Origin of the sequence: Rhodopseudomonas sp. AAP120 (genome assembly GCF_001295845.1) — a bacterium.
Classification (GTDB): domain Bacteria; phylum Pseudomonadota; class Alphaproteobacteria; order Rhizobiales; family Xanthobacteraceae; genus Rhodopseudomonas.
Map to the genome: position 1 here is coordinate 1 of NZ_LJIC01000090.1, position 18714 is coordinate 18714.

The following is an 18714-nucleotide window of genomic DNA, read 5'->3' on the forward strand; positions in this document are numbered from 1 at the left end:
CATCCGGGCGGCCCGGTGATCGCCGCGGGCTCGACCGGCTCGATGCCGGCGACCGCGCGGCTGCTGCACGCCATCGCCGGACTGCCGCACGGCGCCGTGGTGTTGCCGGGGCTCGACATGGAGCTCGACGATGCGGCGTGGGACCTGATCGAAGGCACGCGCGACAAGCAGGGCAAGCAGCTTGCGCCGCCTTCGCCGAACCATCCGCAGTTCGCGCTCCACGGCCTGCTGACGCGGATGGGCCTGCGGCGCCGCGATGTCCGGCGACTCGGAGTCAGCGCGCGGCCTGGCCGCGAAGTGCTCGCCTCCGAAGCGATGCGGCCGTCGTCGGCGACCGCGGTGTGGCACGATCGGCTGGCCGATCCGCGGGTCGAGCATCTGATCGAAGCCGGCACCGATAAGCTCACGCTGATCGAGGCGCCGAATTCGGAGATCGAGGCGCTGGCGATCGCAGTGGCGCTCCGCGAGGCGACCGAACTCGGCCGCACCGCCGCGCTGGTGACGCCGGATCGCGCGCTGGCGCGCCGCGTCGTCGCCGCGCTCGGGCGCTGGAATCTGCCGGTCGACGATTCCGGCGGCGATTCGCTGATGGACACCCAGGCGGGCATTTTCGCACGGCTCGCCGCAGAGACGGCGCTGCACGGCTGCGAGCCGCCGACGCTGCTGGCGCTGCTGAAACATCCGCTGCTGCGGCTCGGCCGCGTCGCCCACGGCTGGCGCGCCGCGATCGAAACGCTGGAGCTGGCGCTGCTGCGCGGCACCCGGCCGTCGCCCGGCTGCGAAGGGCTGCTGAAGGACTATGCGACGTTCCGCGCCGAACTCGGCAAGCTGAAGCGCGGCGAACTCAGCGCGCTGCATGCGTCCGAGCCGCGCGCACGGCTCGGCGACGACGCGCTCGAGGCCGCGCAGGTGTTGATCGGCGAACTACGCGCTGCACTGTTGCCGCTGGAGAGCGTCGGCGCCGACCCGCTCGACCTCTGCGTGTTCGGCCAGCGGCATCGCGAGGTGCTGACCGCGCTGTCGACCGATGCGGATGGCATCGCCGTCGCGTTCGAAGGCCAGCAGGGTTCGGCGCTGCTGCGCGCGTTCGATGATCTCGCCGAGGTCGAGCCCAGCGCCGGCGTGCCGGTGCCGCCGCACGACTATCCGGACGTGTTCGAGACCGCGTTCGGCGACATCACCGTGCGCCGCCCCGAACTCGCCGAAGCGGCGCTGCGGATCTACGGCCCGCTCGAAGCGCGTCTCACCACGCACGACCGCGTCATTCTCGGCGGCCTGGTCGAAGGCGTCTGGCCGCCGGCGCCGCGGATCGATCCGTGGTTGTCGCGGCCGATGCGCCACGAACTCGGTCTCGACCTTCCCGAGCGCCGCATCGGCCTGTCGGCGCACGACTTCGCGCAGGCGCTCGGCGCCGACGAAGTGATCCTGACCCATGCCAACAAGGTCGGCGGCGCGCCGGCGGTGGTGTCGCGGTTTCTGCACCGGCTCGAAGCGGTCGCCGGCAAGACGCGCTGGAGTACGCTGAAGCAGCGCGGGCAAATGTACCTCGACTACGCGCAAGCGCTCGATCGCCCCGCCGAGGTCAAGCCGATCGCGCAGCCGGCGCCGAAGCCGCCGCGCGAGGCGCGGCCGCTCAAACTGTCGGTCACCGCGATCGAGGACTGGCTGCGCGATCCCTATACGATCTACGCCAAATACATTCTCGGCCTGTCGCCGCTCGATCCGGTCGACATGCCGCTGTCGGCGGCCGATCGCGGCTCGGCGATCCACGAGGCGCTCGGCGAATTCACCGAGCGCTTTGCCGACGCATTGCCGGACGATCCGGCGCAGGTGCTGCGCGACATCGGCGCCAGGCATTTCGCGCCGCTGATGGATCATCCCGAGGCGCGCGCGCTGTGGTGGCCGCGCTTTTTGCGCGTCGCCGGCTGGTTCGCCAATTGGGAGCAGGACCGCCGTCCGCATCTGCGCCATGTCATCGCCGAGCGCAGCGGCTCGCTGTCGATCCCGCTCGACGGCGGCCGCAACTTCGTGCTGTCGGCGCGAGCCGACCGCATCGAGCATCGCGCCGACGGCAACTACGCGATCCTCGACTACAAGACCGGCAACCCGCCGACCGGCAAGCAGGTCCGGATGGGCCTGTCGCCGCAGCTGACGCTGGAAGCCGCGATCCTGCGCGCCGGCGGTTTCGACGGCATCGATGCCGGCGCGTCGGTCGCCGAACTCACTTACGTCAAGCTCAGCGGCAACTCGCCGCCCGGCGACGAGCGCGTGCTGGAACTGAAGATCGAACGCAAGGACGAGCCGCAGGAGCCCGATGACGCCGCGGCCGAGGCGCTGGCCAAGCTCACCGGGCTGATCCGCCGTTTCGACGACGCGGCGCAGCCGTATCACGCGCTGGTGCTGTCGATGTGGGCGCAGCGCTATGGCCGCTACGACGATCTGGCGCGGATCAAGGAATGGTCGGCGGCCGGCGGCGCGGGAGACGGCGCATGAGCGGGCCGCGGATCATTCCCGAGCAGGCGCGCGAGCGGCAGATCCTGGCGTCCGATCCGAGTGCCTCGGTGTTCGTCTCCGCCAACGCCGGCTCGGGCAAGACGCATGTGCTGGTCCAGCGCGTGATCCGTCTGTTGCTCGACGGCGTGCCGCCGGAGCGCATCCTGTGTATCACCTTTACCAAGGCGGCGGCCGCCAACATGGCGGAGCGGGTGTTCACCACGCTCGGCCGCTGGGTGACGCTGGACGATGACCAGCTCGCCGACGCGATCCGCCAGACCGGGATCAAGTCGGTCGGTTCTTCTCTTCTCGCGCAAGCGCGAAAATTGTTCGCCTGCGCGTTGGAGACGCCGGGTGGGCTGAAGGTGCAGACCATTCACGCGCTGTGCACGCGGCTGCTGCAGCAGTTTCCATTCGAGGCCAACGTGCCGGCGCGGTTCACCGTGCTGGACGATCGCGACCAGGCCGAGCTGATGCAGCGCGCCAGCCTCGCGGTGCTGCTGCAGGCCGCGGCGGCGCCGGACAGCGCGGCCGGCCAGGCGCTGGCGCTGGCGATGACCAGCGCGGCCGATATCACCTTCCGTGAGGTGGTGCAGGAAGCCTGCATGAGCCGCGACCGCTTCCTCGGCTGGATCGCGCAGGCCGGCGGCGTCGACGGCGCGATGGCGCAGTTATCAAGAACGCTCGGCGTCGATCCCGCTGATAGTTGCGCCGACGTCGATCGCGACATCGTCGACGGCCCGTATCTGCCGCGGGTCCGCTGGGCCGACAGTGCGGCCGTTTTCGACGGCGGCAGCAAGACCGATCTGGATCAGGCGCAGCGGCTGCGCGACGCGCTGGCGGCGAGCGATACGGCGCAGCTCGAGAAGTATCTCGAGCTGTTCTTCACCAAGGAAGCCAAGCTGCGCAAAAGCTTCGCGACCAAGAAGATTTCCGATCCGATGCCCGGCTTCGCCGAGGATCTGAAGCGCGAGGGCGAGCGGCTCGAAGGCCTGCTGGAGCGCCGCCGCGCGCTGTTAACGCGCGAGCGCACGCGGGCGCTGCTGGTGATCGCCGCTGACGTCGCCGGCCGCATCGCGCAGGAGAAGCAGGAGCGCGGCCTGCTCGATTACGACGACCTGATCGACAAGACGCTGCAGATGCTCGACAGCGGCGCGTCGAGCTGGGTGCATTTCAAGCTCGATCGCGGCGTCGATCATGTGCTGATCGACGAGGCGCAGGACACCAGCCCGAAGCAATGGGACATCGTCGCGCATCTGATCGCCGAGTTCACCGCCGGCGAGGGCGCGCGCGACGGCATCCGGCGCACCGTGTTCGCGGTGGGCGACGAGAAACAGTCGATCTTTTCGTTCCAGGGCGCGGTGCCGAAGGAGTTCGCCGAGCGCCGCGACCTGCTGCAGCGCCGTTTCCACGGCGCCGGGCTGACCTTCGAGAAGGTCAGCTTCAACTACTCGTTCCGCTCCGGCGCCACCATTCTGCACTCGGTCGATCACGTCTTCCGCGATCCCGAGATCTATCGCAGCATCCACGCCGATACGAGCTACCCGCTGCACCAGGCGCTCAACGACGCCGGCCCCAGCCTGATCGATCTGTGGCCGCTGGAACTACCCGACGAGAAGCAGTCGATGGAAGGCTGGCGCGCGCCGTTCGATGCGGTGTCGGAGACCAGCCCTGAGGTGCGGCTCGCCGACAAGGTGCGGGCTGAGATCGCCGCACTGATTGCGGACGGCACCATGACCGGTCCGGTCGGCGCGCGGCGTCGGCTCAGCTATGGCGACGTGCTGATCCTGGTGCGGCGTCGCGGCTCGGCGTTCGATGCGGTGATCCAGGCGTTGAAGCGCGGCGGCATTCCGGTCGCCGGCGCCGACCGGCTGAAGCTGACCGAGCATATCGCGATCATCGACCTGATGAATCTCGCCGACGCGCTGCTGCTGCCGCAGGACGATCTGGCGCTGGCGGTGGCGCTGAAGAGCCCGCTGTTCGGCCTCGACGACGACGATCTGTTCCGGCTGGCCTGGCGCCGCAAGGGCTCGCTGCGCGCGGCGCTGCGCGACAAGGCGGCGGGCGATACGAAACTAACCGTGGTGCAGCAGCGCCTCGACGCCTGCGCGGCGCGGGCGCTCGGCGATACGCCGTTCGGCTTCTACGCCTGGCTGCTCGGCGGCGACGGCGCGCGCGACAGCGGCCGCGCCCGCATCCTGCGCCGGCTCGGCCCGGAGGCCAACGACGCGCTCGACGAGTTTCTTGAACTGGCGCTCGCCTACGAGCAGAAGCAGGCGCCGTCGCTGCAGGGCTTCATGGCGTGGCTGCGCGCGGCCGATACCGAGATCAAGCGCGACATGGAAATCTCGCGCGACGAAGTCCGGGTGATGACCGTGCACGGCGCCAAGGGACTCGAAGCGCCGGTGGTGTTCCTGGTCGATACCACGTCGTCGCCGGCCGACACCCAGCGGCTCAATCTGATCCGGCTGCCGGCCGGCAATGCGCAGCCCGGCGCGCCGTCCGCGATGGTGTGGGCCGGGCGCAAGGCGAACGATCCGCGCGTCGTCGAGCAGGCCCGCGCCGCGATGATCGCCGAGACCGAGGACGAGTATCGCCGGCTGCTCTACGTGGCGATGACCCGCGCGGCCGACCGGCTGATCGTCGGCGGCTGCATGCCGGGCAACCGCAACGACGTCCGCGCGCTGTCCTGGTACGATTTGATCAGCAAGGGACTGGAAAATTCGGGCCTCGCGATGCGCACCGTGCCGCCGCCGGACGGCGCAGTGAAGCGCTATTGCCGGCCTGAGGACGACGTCGTCGAAATGGTGACGCCGGCGGGTGAGGCGAAGGGCGACGCGGCGGCGGCGCTGACGCTGCCGGCCTGGCTGCATAAGCCCGCGCCGGCGCGGCGTGAGCCCGAGCCGCTGCTGCGGCCGTCCGACTCCGACGAGGCCGATGCACGCCGGCTGCGCCGCGGCGAATCCGACACCGAGCGCAAACGCGCCCTGCAGCGCGGCACGCTGGTGCACCGCCTGCTGCAATCGCTGCCGGACCTGCCGCCGGACGCGCGGCCCGGCGCCGCCACCCGCTTCCTCGCCCGCAACGCCGCTGACTGGGACGCCGGCGAGCGCGACGCGCTGGCCGCGCGGGTGCTGGAGGTGATCGGCGATCCGCGCTTCGCCGCGGTGTTCGCGCCCGGCAGCCGCGCGGAGGTGCCGATCGTCGGCCGGCTGCAGCGGCGCGGCGAGCCGGTGCTGGTTTCCGGCCAGATCGACCGGCTGGTGGTGACGCAGACCGATGTGTTGATCGTCGATTTCAAGACCAACCACGCCCCGCCGCGCAGCCTGGCCGAGGTGCCGCCTGCCTATCTGCGCCAGCTCGCGCTGTACCGCGCCGTGCTGGCCCGGCTTTATCCCCAGCGCAGCGTCCGGGCCGCCCTGCTGTGGACCGAAGTGCCTGACATCATGGAGCTTTCGGCGTCTGCGCTGGACGCGGAGCTGGCGGCCCTAACGGCCGCGTGAGCGTGCTTGACCCCGCCCCGGCGCATTCATACGTTCAATTCATCATCCGGGCGCGATTCCCTTACCGCCCTTATCCGCTCCCCCACGAGGTATCCCATGGCCGTAGGCAAGGTGTCTGACTCCGATTTCGAAGCTGAAGTTCTCAAGGCGCAGGGCCCTGTGGTGGTGGATTTCTGGGCCGAGTGGTGCGGCCCGTGCCGCATGATCGCGCCGGCGCTGGACGAGATTTCCGGCGCGATGGGCGACAAGGTGAAGATCGTCAAGCTCAACGTCGACGAGAGCCCGGTGACGGCCTCGAAGTACGGCGTGATGTCGATCCCGACGCTGATGATCTTCAAGGGCGGCGAAATGGCCTCCCGCCAGGTCGGCGCCGCGCCGAAGGCCAAGCTGCAGCAGTGGATCAGCTCGGCCGTCTGAACTCCGACGCCCGACGAACGTTTGCAACGGCCGGCTCACGCCGGCCGTTTTGCGTTTTGGAGGGTGGTGCGCGCTATGACACTGGCTCGGAGCCGAGTTACTTGCGCACGCACGCCGTGCCCGCGTCGCCCTCACCCTAGCCCTCTCCCGCAAGCGGGAGAGGGGACCGGCCGTGCTCGGCGCGAAGCGTCGTCGCCTGCCGCTCCCCTATCCTCGCGCACAGCGAGCTCCCTCTCCCGCTCTTGCGGGGGAGGGTTGGGGTGGGGGCGCCACGGGCACAGCGCTTGCGGCTTCTACCCATGAGCGCGGCCGTGCGAGGTCGAACGAAGTCTGCGAAAACCAAATCCGCCGCCCCGCTCGCGCCGATGGAGGCGCGGTCGGTCGATGCGATTCCCATCGGCGCGCAGTGGCAGTACGAGCCGAAATGGGACGGCTTTCGCTGCCTGATGGTGCGCAGCGGCGATGATGTCGCGCTGTGGTCGAAGTCCGGCGAGGATCTCACCCGCTACTTCCCGGAGTTAGTTGCGGCGGCCCTGAAGCTGAAGGCCGAGCGTTTCGTGCTCGACGGCGAGATCGTGGTGCCGCAGGGACGGACGTTCTCGTTCGACGCGCTGCTGCAGCGGATTCATCCGGCCGCGAGCCGCGTCAAAAAGCTCTCCTCGGAGACACCGGCGCTGCTGTTGGTGTTCGATCTGCTGGCGAGCCCGCGCGACGAGGCGCTCGGCGCGGAGCCGCTGTCTGAACGGCGCAAAGCGCTGGAATCCTTTGCCAAAGCGCAGTTCAAAGGCCACCCGACGTTCCGGCTGTCGCCGGTCACCACCAGCGACAAGCAGACGGCGAAATGGCTGGCGCAAGCCGGCGGCGGCTCCGACGGGGTGATCGCCAAGCGCCGCGACCTCGCGTATCAGTCCGGCAATCGCGACGGCATGCAGAAGATCAAGAAATTCCGCAGCGCCGATTGCGTCGTCGGCGGCTTCCGCTATGCCAGCGCCACGCTCGATGGCCGCAAGGTGGTCGGCTCGCTGCTGCTCGGGCTCTACGACAAAGCCGGCCTGCTGCATCACGTCGGCTTCACCTCGGCGCTGAAGCGCGCCGACAAGCCGGCGCTGACCGACAAGCTGGAAAAGCTGCCGGGCGAAGGCTTCACCGGCAATGCGCCGGGCGGGCCGAGCCGGTGGTCGACCGAGCGTTCGTCACAATGGCAGCCGCTCGCGCCCAAGCTGGTGGTCGAAGTCTGCTACGATCACTTCAGCGGCGACCGCTTCCGCCACGGCACGAGCTTACTGCGCTGGCGTCCCGACAAGGCACCGAAGCAATGCACGATGGATCAGCTCGCGCAGAAGCACATTGATCCGCTCAAGCTGCTGGCGTGACCCAACCGGTCGCCAACGTGTCGGCATAGGCCGCCATGCCGTTCTGCCGCGCCAGCGCCGCCATCGCCTGGTGATCATAGGGGGTCAGCCGGAAAGCGACCTGCCACGTGCCGTGCGCGCGGTCGATGATCGCGTAGCTGGCGTCGGGCGTGCCGGTCTGCATGCGATGCGGATAGGGCGTGCGGTCGCGATAGCCCGGGCAGCCGGCGCTGCCGGGGTTGACGATCAGGCGGCCGTCACTCAGCCGCACCGCGCGCGGAATGTGGGTGTGGGCGCACAGGATCAGCGACTGCGTCAGCCCTTCGGCATGGGCCTCGATCGCCGCCAGTTCCGACATCCGGATCGCGCCGTCCGGATTGACGGTTTCGAGCCAGTAGGTTTCGTCGTCGCCCGGCGTGGCGTGGCAGAGAAACACATCGTCGTTCAGCACGCGTGTGGCCGGCAGAGAGCGCAGCCAGTCGAGATGCGGTGTGCTCAGCTGATCGAACGCGATCTTGTCCCAGGCGCCCATCTGGTCGCGCGGGCGGTCGAACAGATAGCGGTCGTGATTGCCACGCACGACGTCGGCGTCGAGCGCCATCAGCATGTCGAGCGTCCGACGCGCGTCGAGCGGGCCGCTGGCCATGTCACCGAGGCAGACGATGCGATCGACGCCCTGAGCGCTGATGTCGGCCAGCACCGCCTCCAGCGCCGCGTAGTTGCTATGCATGTCGGCGATGGCGGCGATCCGCATGGTGGGTCCTCGTCATTTGTTGTTGTTAGCTCGGCGGCGTGCCGTTGAGGCTCAGCACGTGGCCGGCGAGATACAGCGAGCCGGTGATCAGGATACGCGGCGGCAACTCGTAGGCAAGCGATGCGATGCGCCGCAGCGCCGCCGGGACATCCTCGGCAAGCTCGACGCGCAGGCCGAGCGCGCGGCCGGCCTCGGCGAGGCGGTCCGGCGGCATCGCGCCGTCGCGGTCCGGGATCGGCACGACGATCAGATGCCGGGTCAGCCCGGTGAAGTTGGCGAGGAACGCGGCCGCGTCCTTGTTGGCCATCATGCCGGCGATCAGCACCAGCGGCCGCGACACGCGCTCTTCGAGATCGCCCAGCGCCGCGGCGGCGACGCGGCCGCCATCGGCGTTGTGAGCGCCGTCGAGCCACAGCTCGCAGCCCGCCGGCGCGTCGTCGAGCAGCTTGCCGGTGGTCAGCCGCTGCATCCGCGCCGGCCACTCGGCGGTGAGTAATCCCGCCTGATACGCGGCCTGATCGATGTTGAAGCGCGTCTGCGCCCGCAGCGTCGCGATCGCGAGGCCGGCATTGTCGATCTGGTGTCGTCCGAACAGTTTTGGCGCGGTGAGGTCGAGGAGGCCGCGTTCGTCCTGGTACGCGAGCCGGCCGTGTTCGATCTGCACGTGCCATTGCTGGCCGCAGGCGAACAGCGGCGCGCGCTGGCGCTTGGCTTCGCGCTCGATCACCGCCATCGCCGCATCGTCCTGCTCGGCGACGATCACCGGCGCGCCGCGGCGCAGGATGCCGGCCTTCTCGGCCGCGATGTCGGCGAGCGTGGGCCCGAGAAACTCGGTGTGGTCGATGCCGATCGGTGTCAGCACGCAGGCGAGCGGCTGCTCGATCACGTTGGTGGAGTCGAGCCGGCCGCCGAGGCCGACTTCGAGCAGCAATACGTCCGCCGGATGCTGCGCGAACAGCCAGAATGCCGCGACGGTTTCGATCTCGAACAGCGTGATCGGCGCGCCGGCATTGACGCGTTCGCAATGCGCCAGCGCCGCGGCGAGTTCGTCGTCGCTCACCAGCACGCCGCCGCCCGGCCGGCCGAGCCGGATGGTCTCGTTGACGCGCACCAGATGCGGCGAGGTGTAGGCGTGGACGCTGAGCCCGGCGGCTTCGAGGATGGCGCGCAGGAAGGCGAGGGTGGAGCCCTTGCCATTGGTGCCGGCGATGTGGATCACCGGCGGCAGCCTCTGTTCGGGATGGTCCAGCGCGGCCAGCAGCCGCTCGACGCGGCCGAGCGTCAGGTCGATGCGCGCGGGATGCAGTTTCGCGAGGCGCGCGCGCAATTCGTCGACCGAACCAGACGGCTGCGGGTCGGTGGCTGCGCTCACGCCTGCGGCGCAGCCGGGGGCGTCGCCTCGGGCGTCGTCGCCACGATCTCGGCCGCGGCGACGGGCTCCGCCGGCGGAGCGGCTTCGGCGGCGATTGCCGGGGCTTCGGTGGCGGGCAGCGGCGTCTTGGTCAGGATGCGGCACAGCCGCGCCAGGGTCGGGCGCAGATCGTGGCGATGCACCACCATGTCGACCATGCCGTGATCGCGCAGATATTCGGCGCGCTGGAAGCCGTCCGGCAGCTTCTCGCGAATGGTTTGTTCGATCACGCGGGCGCCGGCGAAGCCGATCAGAGCGCCGGGTTCGGCGAGCTGGATGTCGCCGAGCATCGCATAGGAGGCGGTGACGCCGCCGGTGGTCGGGTTGGTCAGCACCACGATGTAGGGCAGCTTGGCTTCGCGCAGCATCTGCACCGCGACGGTGGTGCGCGGCATCTGCATCAGCGACAGGATGCCTTCCTGCATCCGCGCGCCGCCGGAGGCCGCGAACATGATGAAGGGCGCGTGCTTCTCGACCGCCAGCTCCATGCCGCGGATGATCGCCTCACCGGCCGCCATCCCGAGCGAGCCGCCCATGAAGTCGAAGTCCTGCACGGCGGCGACGACGCCGTTGCCCTCAAGCTTGCCGAAGCCGACCTTCACGGCATCCTGCGCGCCGGTCTTGGTCCGCGCATCCTTGATGCGGTCGACGTATTTGCGCTCGTCGCGGAATTTCAGCGGGTCGGCGACGACCTCGGGCAGCGCGACGTCGTACCAGGTCTCGTTGTCGAAGATCGAACGCAGCCGGGCCAGCGCGCCCATCCGCATGTGATAGTTCGAGCCGGGAATGACGAACTGGTTCTGCTCGACGTCCTTGTAGAACACCAGCTGCCCGGTATCCGGACATTTGATCCACAAATTCTCCGGCGTTTCCCTCCGCAGCATGTTGCGGATCTTCGGACGGACGACGTTGGTCAACCAGTTCATCAGGGGACTCCGCGCGTCGCCGAACACGGCGTCGCTGGTTGATGGCATTGCCGGGATATGGCGGCGGATCCAGGCTCCGTCCAGACCATGCCCCGAATTGATAACTGCCTATTCGGCCGCTTGTTTGACGCCGCGGACGCCGGCGGCCAGCGAGGCCACCAGATCCGCCACCGCAGCGACGCTGCCCTCGCTTGCGCGATTGTCGGCGCCGAGGGTGGCCTTGAGCGCGTCGATCAGCGCCGTGCCGACCACCGCGCCGTCGGCCTGGGCGGCGATCGCGCCGGCGGCCTCCGGGGTGCGGATGCCGAAGCCGACGCAGACCGGCAGGTCGGTGTGGCGCTTGATCCGGGCCACCGCGTCCGCAACCGCGGTCGTATCGGCCGAGGCCGAGCCGGTGATGCCGGTGATCGACACGTAATAGACGAAGCCCGAGGTGTTGGCGAGCACCGCCGGCAACCGCTTTTCGTCGGTGGTCGGGGTGGCGAGGCGGATGAAGTTGAGCCCGGCCTTCATGGCCGGCAGGCACAGCTCCGCGTCTTCCTCGGGCGGCAGGTCGACGACGATGAGGCCGTCGACGCCGGCCGCCTTGGCGTCGATCAGAAACGCGTCGACGCCGTAGATGTAGATCGGATTGTAGTAGCCCATCAGCACGATCGGGGTCGTGGCGTCGCCCTCGCGGAAGTCGCGGACCAGCCCCAACGTCTTCTTCAGCGTGGTGCCGCCGTGCAGCGCGCGCAGGCCGGCGGCCTGGATCGCCGGGCCGTCGGCCATCGGATCGGTGAACGGCATGCCGATCTCGATGATGTCGGAGCCGGCGGCCGGCAGCGCCTTGATCACCTGCAGGCAAGTGGCGAGATCGGGATCGCCCGCCATCACGAAGGTGACGAGCGCCTTGCGGCCCTGCTGCTTCAGCTCGGCGAAGCGGGCGTCGATACGCGTCGTCATCAGAACTTGCCTCCAAGATGTTCGGCAACGGACGCGAGGTCCTTGTCGCCGCGGCCCGACATGTTCAGCACCATGACGTGATCCTTCGGCAGGATCGGCGCCAGGTCGGCGACCTTGGCGAGCGCGTGGCTCGGCTCCAGCGCCGGGATGATGCCTTCGAGGCGGCAGCACAGCTTGAATGCCTCGAGCGCTTCGGTGTCGGTCGCGGAGAGGAAGTTGACGCGGCCGACATCGTGCAGCCAGGCGTGCTCCGGCCCGATGCCCGGATAGTCGAGGCCGGCCGAGATCGAATGCGCTTCCTGGATCTGGCCGTCCTCGTCCATCAGCAAGTACGTGCGGTTGCCGTGCAGCACGCCGGGCTTGCCGCCGGCGATCGATGCGGCATGCAGCTTATCGAGGCCATGGCCAGCGGCTTCGACGCCGTAGATCGTCACGCCGGCGTCGTCGAGGAAGGGATGAAACAGCCCCATCGCGTTGGAGCCGCCGCCGATGCAGGCGATCAGCGAGTCCGGCAGGCGGCCTTCGATCTCCTGGATCTGCTCGCGCACTTCCTGACCGATCACCGCCTGGAAGTCGCGCACCATCATCGGGTAGGGATGCGGACCGGCGACGGTGCCGATGCAGTAGAAGGTGTCGTGCACGTTGGTGACCCAGTCGCGCAGCGCCTCGTTCATGGCGTCCTTCAGCGTGTTGGCGCCGGACGTGACGGGGCGGACTTCGGCGCCGAGCGCCTTCATGCGCAGCACGTTCGGCTCCTGCCGGGTGACGTCGACGGCGCCCATATAGACCACGCATTGCAGGCCGAACTTGGCGCACATCGTGGCGGTTGCGACGCCGTGCATGCCGGCGCCGGTCTCGGCGATGATGCGCGGCTTGCCCATGCGCTTGGCCAGCATGATCTGGCCGAGCACGTTGTTCACCTTGTGGGCGCCGGTGTGGTTGAGGTCTTCGCGCTTGAAGTAGATCTTGGCGCCGCCGAAATGCTCGGTCAGCCGCTCCGCGTAGTACAGCGGCGAGGGACGTCCGACATAGTGCTTGAGATGGCCGTCCATCTCGGCGCGGAATTGCGGATCGTCCTTGGCTTCGGCGTAAGCCTTTTCCAGATCGAGGATCAGCGGCATCAGCGTTTCGGCGACGAAGCGGCCGCCGAACAGGCCGAAGTGACCGCGTTCGTCGGGTCCGGATCGAAACGAGTTGGGCAGGATCGGATTCATATCAGGTCATCAACTCTTCGCTGGCGCGCGCGGCGCGGATGAAGCTGCGGATCATGTCGGGGTCCTTGGCGCCGGGCGCATGTTCGACACCGGAAGATACGTCGACGCCGCCGGCGCGGGTGACGCGCAGCGCCTCGGCGACGTTGTCGGCATGGATGCCGCCCGACACCATGAAGGGCAGCGCGAGATCGAGATCGCGCAGCAACTCCCAGTCGAACGGCGTGCCGAGGCCGCCCGGCCGGGTGGCGTCCTTGGGCGGGCGGGCGTCGAACAGGATGCGGTCGGCCGCGTCCGCATAGGCCGGCAGCACCGCGAGATCGGCGGCGGTCGCGACCGGGATCGCCTTCATCACCGGCAGGCCGAACATCTGCTTCAGCGCGCGGACCCGCTCCGGACTCTCGTGCCCGTGCAATTGCAAGAGATCGGGCCGCAGGATCTCGACGACGTCGCGGATCAGCGCGTCGCTGGCATCGACGGTCAGCGCCACCTTGGCGGCGCGGCCGGCGACCTGCTTGCCGAGATCGGCCGCGACGTCCAGCCCGACATGCCGCGGCGATGCCGGAAAGAACACGAAGCCGACCATGTCGGCGCCGGCCGCGACCGCCGCTTCGAGCGTGTCGCAGGTCGACAGGCCGCAGATTTTGACGACGACGGACATGGGTTTGCGATCAGGTTTCGGCCGGCGCGCAACGGGTGCCGGCAAGACGCCGGTGTTCTACACCGCCGCGCCGGCCTTGTCGCGCCTGCCGGCCGTGGAACTCTGGTCCAGCAGCATGCGGCGCGGCTCTGTCGCGGCCGGCGTCATGACGCTGGCGCGGAGATTGGCGAGCTGGGCTTTCGCCTCGATCGCCTCGGCCTGATGCCGACGCGCGGCGCGTCGCCACTTCGATTGGCGGAACCAGGTGGCGATGCCGCCGGCGATCACGCCGAGGATCGCGGTGCCGATGATCAGCACGAACAGCGGCAGCTGCACCGTGCCCATCGGATCGTTCGGCTCCAGCGGGTCGAACGACACGGTGACGAGATGGCGGTTGGCGACCGCGAACACGATGAAAATCAGTCCGAGCGGGATCAGCACCAGCGCCGTCAGAAACTTCTGCATGTCGTTCTCGCTCGTTTTGCCCAGCACGTGCTTGCCCAGCAAACGGGCGTCGCGTCACGCGTCGGTATCAGGATTCCCGGAGTCGCGATTCAAACGTTCGCGCATCTCCTTGCCCGTCTTGAAAAACGGCACGCTCTTCTGATCGACCGGAACGTGCGCGCCGGTGCGCGGATTGCGACCGGCGCGGGCAGGCCGGTGCTTCACCGAAAACGCGCCGAAGCCGCGCAACTCCACCCGATCGCCACGCGCCAGAGCTTCGACGATCTCGTCGAGGATCGCATTGACGATGTTTTCCACGTCCCGCTGATAAAGGTGCGGGTTGTGCTCGGCGATGCGCTGAACGAGTTCGGATTTAATCATCGAGGATGTGGTCCGTGCGTGCGGACCGCCATTTCCTTGAAAATACTGTGAACTGTCAAGACGCTAAATCAAATGAGCCTGGCCCGGCGAGGGGCGTTGGTGCGGCCCGAACGAGGCCGCTGCCGGGGCTTGAATACCGTGTGACGGATCAGGATGCTGTCAGCGTGCACTACCTGGCGCCCACAGCGCCAGCATGCCGTCGAGTCCGAGCCGTTCGACGCCGGATTGCTCGAGCTGACGTGCAACCGCGCCGAGGCCGAGCGCATCGAGTGTGATGGTTGCGGCGGCACGCAGGAAGGTGAGGTCGCCGAATTGCGGCGCGAGCTTGAAGTCGCGGATCGGCAGGCCGCTCTTGACCTTCTTTTCGGATTCCAGCCACGCCACGGCGGTTTTTTCGTCGCCGAGTTCGTCGATCAGTTTCAGACCGACGGCCTGACGGCCGGTGAAGACGCGGCCGTCGGCGACGACACCGAGCTGCGCCTCGTCCATCGTGCGGCGGGTCTTCACCAGGTCGCGAAACCACGCGTAGGAATCGCGCACCAGCGATTCCAGCGCCGCGCGCGCCTCGGGGCTGGTGGGCTCGAAGCCGTTCGGCGCGGCCTTCAGCGGCGACGACTTCACTTCCTCGACCTTGACGCCGACCGTCTTCATCAGTTCGGAGACGTTGGGATACTGAAACAGCACGCCGATCGAGCCGACCAGCGAACTCTGCTGCGCGATGATGTGGTCGGAGGCGAGCGCCGCGATGTAGCCGCCCGACGCTGCGAGGCCCTCGACCACCACCACCATCGGCTTCTTGGCCTTCAGCCGCATCAGCGCGGTGTAGAGTTCTTCCGAGCCGGCAGTGGTGCCGCCCGGCGAATTGATGTGCACGATCACTGCTGCGTGCGACGATTTCTCCAGCCGCTCCAGCGCTTCGATCCGGTCGGAATTGCTGCGGATCAGGCCGTCGATCTTGATCCGCGCGATCGAGCCCGTGGTGGTCAGCGCGCCCTTGCCGGCCGGCGACAGCGCCGCGCCGACCGCCACCACCGCGAGGATCGCGACCAGCACCGCGGCGACGCGCCAGAACGTCAGCTTGCGACGGATGCGGCGGCGATCGACGATCACATCGGACTCGAGCGACATGGAGATTCTCCGGCCTGATAGCTGTTCACGGTTGTCAAAGCGGATCGTTGCGTTTCCGTGAGCGGATTACATCAATTGCAATCCAATATGAAGAAAACAAGATTGGCTGCACGCCATTCGCGGCGTCATTGCGAGGAGCGCAGCGACGAAGCAATCCAGAGCGCCGTGCACTGAACTGGATTGCTTCGCTGCGCTCGCAATGACGACCGCGAGCGTCCCACGCTTTCCCGGCACAGCCTCTCCTTCGTCATGCCCGGGACGAGCCCGGGCATGACGGCGGGATACGAGGCCACGCCACAAATAAACCGAGGCAAGCAAAGAGCAGGGCAAACAAAAAGGGCCCCGGCGATGCCGGAGCCCTGATGTTGATGAGCGGTAAGCCGCGAGGCTTACTTGTCGCGCTGCTTGAGCGCGGTGCCGAGGATGTCGCCCAGCGTCGCGCCCGAATCGGACGAGCCGTACTGCGCGATGGCTTCCTTCTCTTCGGCCACTTCCAGCGCCTTGATCGACACCTGGACCTTGCGGGCCTTCTTGTCGAACTGGATGACGCGGGCGTCGACCTTCTCACCGACAGCGAAGCGGTCGCTGCGCTGATCGTTGCGGTCGCGCGCCAGCTCCGAGCGCTTGATGAAGGTGGTGAAGTCGGTGCCGGAGATCTGCACGTCGATGCCCGATTCCTTCACGTCGAGCACTTCGCAGGTCACGACAGCGCCCTTCTTGACGTCGCCCGGCTCGGCGAAGGGGTCGCCTTCGAGCTGCTTGACGCCGAGCGAGATGCGCTCCTTCTCGACATCGACGTCGAGGACGATGGCCTTGACCATGTCGCCCTTCTTGAAGTTGTCGATCACCTGCTCGCCTGGCTGCTTCCAGTCGAGGTCCGACAGATGCACCATGCCGTCGACGTCGCCGTCGAGACCCAGGAACAGACCGAACTCGGTCTTGTTCTTGACCTCGCCTTCGACGGTCGAACCGACCGGATACTTCTCGACGAACACTTCCCACGGGTTGCGCATCGTCTGCTTGAGACCGAGCGAGATACGGCGCTTGACCGAATCCACTTCGAGCACCTGCACTTCGACTTCCTGCGAGGTCGACACGATCTTGCCGGGGTGCATGTTCTTCTTGGTCCACGACATCTCGGAGACGTGGATCAGGCCTTCGATGCCCGGCTCGAGCTCGACGAACGCACCGTAGTCGGTGATGTTGGTGACGCGGCCGGTGAAGCGCGCGTTGAGCGGGTACTTGGCCTCGATGCCCTGCCACGGATCGTCCAGCAGCTGCTTCATGCCGAGCGAGATGCGGTGGGTCTCGTGGTTGATCTTGATGATCTTGACCTTGACGGTCTGGCCGATCGTCAGCACCTCGGTCGGGTGGTTGACGCGGCGCCAGGCGATGTCGGTCACGTGCAGCAGGCCGTCGATGCCGCCGAGGTCGACGAACGCACCGTAATCGGTGATGTTCTTGACGACGCCGTCGATCACCTGACCTTCTTCGAGGTTCTGCACCAGCTCCTGGCGCTGCTCGGCGCGGGTCTCTTCGAGAACCGTGCGGCGCGACACCACGATGTTGCCGCGGCGGCGGTCCATCTTGAGGATCTGGAACGGCTGCGAGTTGTTCATCAGCGGCGCGACGTCGCGGATCGGACGGATGTCGACCTGCGAGCGCGGCAGGAACGCCACGGCGCCGTCGAGGTCGACCGTGAAGCCGCCCTTGACCTGATTGAAGATGACGCCGAACACCTTCTCGTTGTTGTTGAAGGCCTTCTCGAGCTTGCCCCAGCTCTCTTCGCGGCGCGCCTTGTCGCGCGACAGCACGGCTTCGCCGAGCGCATTCTCGATCCGGTCGAGGAACACCTCGACGGTATCACCGACCTTGAGTTCGCTGTCGCGGCCCGGGCCGGCGAATTCGCGCAAAGCGACGCGGCCTTCGGTCTTCAGGCCGACGTCGATGACGGCCATGTCCTTCTCGATCGCGACGACCTTGCCCTTGATGACGGAGCTTTCCTGAAGGTTTCCGCCGGCGAAGGACTCGTCGAGCATCGCGGCGAAATCGTCGCGGGTCGGGTTATACGAAGTAGCAGTCGAAGCCATTTGTTCTCCAGATGCGGATGTCGCCGGCAGTTCGGTTGAGGGACGTCTCGCGCGCGCAGTGTCAGGGGTCCGCGAACCTGACGACCACTCCGCATTGGAGTGCGGAGCGGGCCGGCAGCATGCCTGCACGGTCGAGCCGTTGATCCGAAACGATCGGATCGCAGCAATCGTTCATTCCAAGAAGATGCATTCCAAGAAGCGATCCGGCAGCGAACGAAACAGCAGGCAAAAAGCCAAATCTGCTTGAGCCTCGAAGCGTTCGACCATCGCTGAAAACCGTGGAGCGGGCGTTCCTCCAATGACGGCGTCGGTGGGTGCTTAAACCCGACGCCGGCCCGCTCGAACGGCCTCGACAATTTCGATGGCGGCCCGGACGCCGCCTTCTATATCCAAATCGGAATTGTCGAGCAAGACTGCATCCTCGGCCTGCTTCAAAGGCGCGGCGCTGCGGTTCTTGTCGCGGTCGTCGCGTTTGAGGATGTCGGCCAGGATCGCGGCCTCGTCGGCGGGTTCTCCGCGGCCTTGCGCCTCGAGAGCGCGGCGGCGGGCGCGGACCTCGGGGGCGGCGACCACGAAGATCTTCACGTCGGCGTCCGGGCAGATCACGGTTCCGATGTCGCGGCCATCGAGCACGGCACCAGGCGGATCGGCGGCGAAGCGGCGCTGGAACTCAAGCAGCGCGGCGCGCACGGCCGGATGCGCCGACACTACCGAGGCAGCTTCGCCGACCGCCTGGCTCTTCAGCGCCGGATCATCGAACGCGGCGACGTCGAGCGCGCGTGCGATCTCGGTGGCGCGGGCTTCGTCGGCGAGCTCGGCGGCCGCATCGAGCATCGCCTTGGCGACCGCACGGTAGATCAGTCCGGTATCAAGGTGCCGATAGCCGTAATGCGCGGCCAGCCGCTTGCCGAGTGTGCCTTTGCCGGAGGCGGCCGGTCCGTCGATGGCGATAATCATGCTGTCCCATATCCGTGGTGGTCGGCGCCGCGGCGCGGCTGCGGTTCAACACCGCCGCTGGA

15 protein-coding genes are annotated in these 18714 nt (G+C 67.8%); 4 read left to right on the top strand and 11 right to left on the bottom strand.

Annotated elements, in window-relative coordinates:
* The 4 genes from addB to IP86_RS14795 form a co-directional block, all read left to right on the top strand.
* A partial coding sequence (gene addB / locus IP86_RS14780; protein WP_054163298.1) for a double-strand break repair protein AddB occupies window positions 1-2493 on the top strand: 2493 nt, incomplete at its 5' end.
* A complete protein-coding gene (gene addA / locus IP86_RS14785) occupies window positions 2490-5996 on the top strand; it encodes a double-strand break repair helicase AddA (protein ID WP_054163329.1) in 3507 nt (1168 codons plus the stop codon). The genes addB and addA, both read left to right, overlap by 4 nt.
* A gap of 96 nt (window positions 5997-6092) precedes the next feature.
* Entirely contained in the window at window positions 6093-6413 is a 321-nt protein-coding gene (gene trxA, locus IP86_RS14790; protein WP_054163299.1) for a thioredoxin, read from the top strand.
* A 365-nt stretch (window positions 6414-6778) separates the two neighbouring features.
* Window positions 6779-7786, top strand: coding sequence for an ATP-dependent DNA ligase (locus IP86_RS14795; RefSeq protein ID WP_054163300.1), 1008 nt, complete (start codon window positions 6779-6781; stop codon window positions 7784-7786).
* Here IP86_RS14795 and IP86_RS14800 read toward each other — a convergent pair.
* From IP86_RS14800 to cmk, 11 genes are all read right to left on the bottom strand, one after another.
* On the bottom strand, window positions 7770-8519 hold the full coding sequence (locus IP86_RS14800; protein ID WP_054163301.1) for a metallophosphoesterase family protein: 750 nt from the start codon (window positions 8517-8519) through the stop codon (window positions 7770-7772). The genes IP86_RS14795 and IP86_RS14800 overlap by 17 nt on opposite strands.
* A gap of 25 nt (window positions 8520-8544) precedes the next feature.
* Window positions 8545-9891, bottom strand: a complete 1347-nt coding sequence (locus tag IP86_RS14805) for a bifunctional folylpolyglutamate synthase/dihydrofolate synthase (protein WP_054163302.1) — start codon at window positions 9889-9891, stop codon at window positions 8545-8547.
* On the bottom strand, window positions 9888-10856 hold the full coding sequence (gene accD, locus IP86_RS14810; RefSeq protein ID WP_054163330.1) for an acetyl-CoA carboxylase, carboxyltransferase subunit beta: 969 nt from the start codon (window positions 10854-10856) through the stop codon (window positions 9888-9890). The genes IP86_RS14805 and accD overlap by 4 nt, the downstream gene beginning before the upstream one ends.
* A 108-nt stretch (window positions 10857-10964) precedes the next feature.
* A complete protein-coding gene (gene trpA / locus IP86_RS14815; RefSeq protein WP_054163303.1) occupies window positions 10965-11801 on the bottom strand; it encodes a tryptophan synthase subunit alpha in 837 nt (278 codons plus the stop codon).
* Window positions 11801-13015, bottom strand: coding sequence for a tryptophan synthase subunit beta (gene trpB, locus IP86_RS14820; RefSeq protein WP_054163304.1), 1215 nt, complete (start codon window positions 13013-13015; stop codon window positions 11801-11803). Before trpB ends, trpA begins: the two co-directional genes overlap by 1 nt.
* Before the next feature lies 1 nt (window position 13016).
* Entirely contained in the window at window positions 13017-13673 is a 657-nt protein-coding gene (locus tag IP86_RS14825) for a phosphoribosylanthranilate isomerase (protein WP_054163305.1), read from the bottom strand.
* Between the two features lie 57 nt (window positions 13674-13730).
* Complete coding sequence (locus IP86_RS14830; RefSeq protein ID WP_054163331.1) at window positions 13731-14117, bottom strand: LapA family protein; 387 nt, start codon at window positions 14115-14117, stop codon at window positions 13731-13733.
* 54 nt (window positions 14118-14171) lie between these two features.
* A complete protein-coding gene (locus IP86_RS14835; protein WP_054163306.1) occupies window positions 14172-14477 on the bottom strand; it encodes an integration host factor subunit beta in 306 nt (101 codons plus the stop codon).
* A gap of 159 nt (window positions 14478-14636) precedes the next feature.
* Window positions 14637-15605, bottom strand: coding sequence for a signal peptide peptidase SppA (sppA, locus tag IP86_RS14840; protein ID WP_054163307.1), 969 nt, complete (start codon window positions 15603-15605; stop codon window positions 14637-14639).
* Between the two features lie 389 nt (window positions 15606-15994).
* The gene (gene rpsA / locus IP86_RS14845; RefSeq protein ID WP_054163308.1) at window positions 15995-17695 is read right to left on the bottom strand and encodes a 30S ribosomal protein S1; all 1701 of its coding nucleotides are present in this window, start codon (window positions 17693-17695) and stop codon (window positions 15995-15997) included.
* 318 nt (window positions 17696-18013) lie between these two features.
* Window positions 18014-18652 carry a (d)CMP kinase gene (gene cmk / locus IP86_RS14850; RefSeq protein ID WP_054163309.1) on the bottom strand — a complete coding sequence of 213 codons (639 nt, stop codon included), beginning with the start codon at window positions 18650-18652 and terminating at the stop codon, window positions 18014-18016.
* Window positions 18653-18714: the final 62 nt, after the last annotated feature.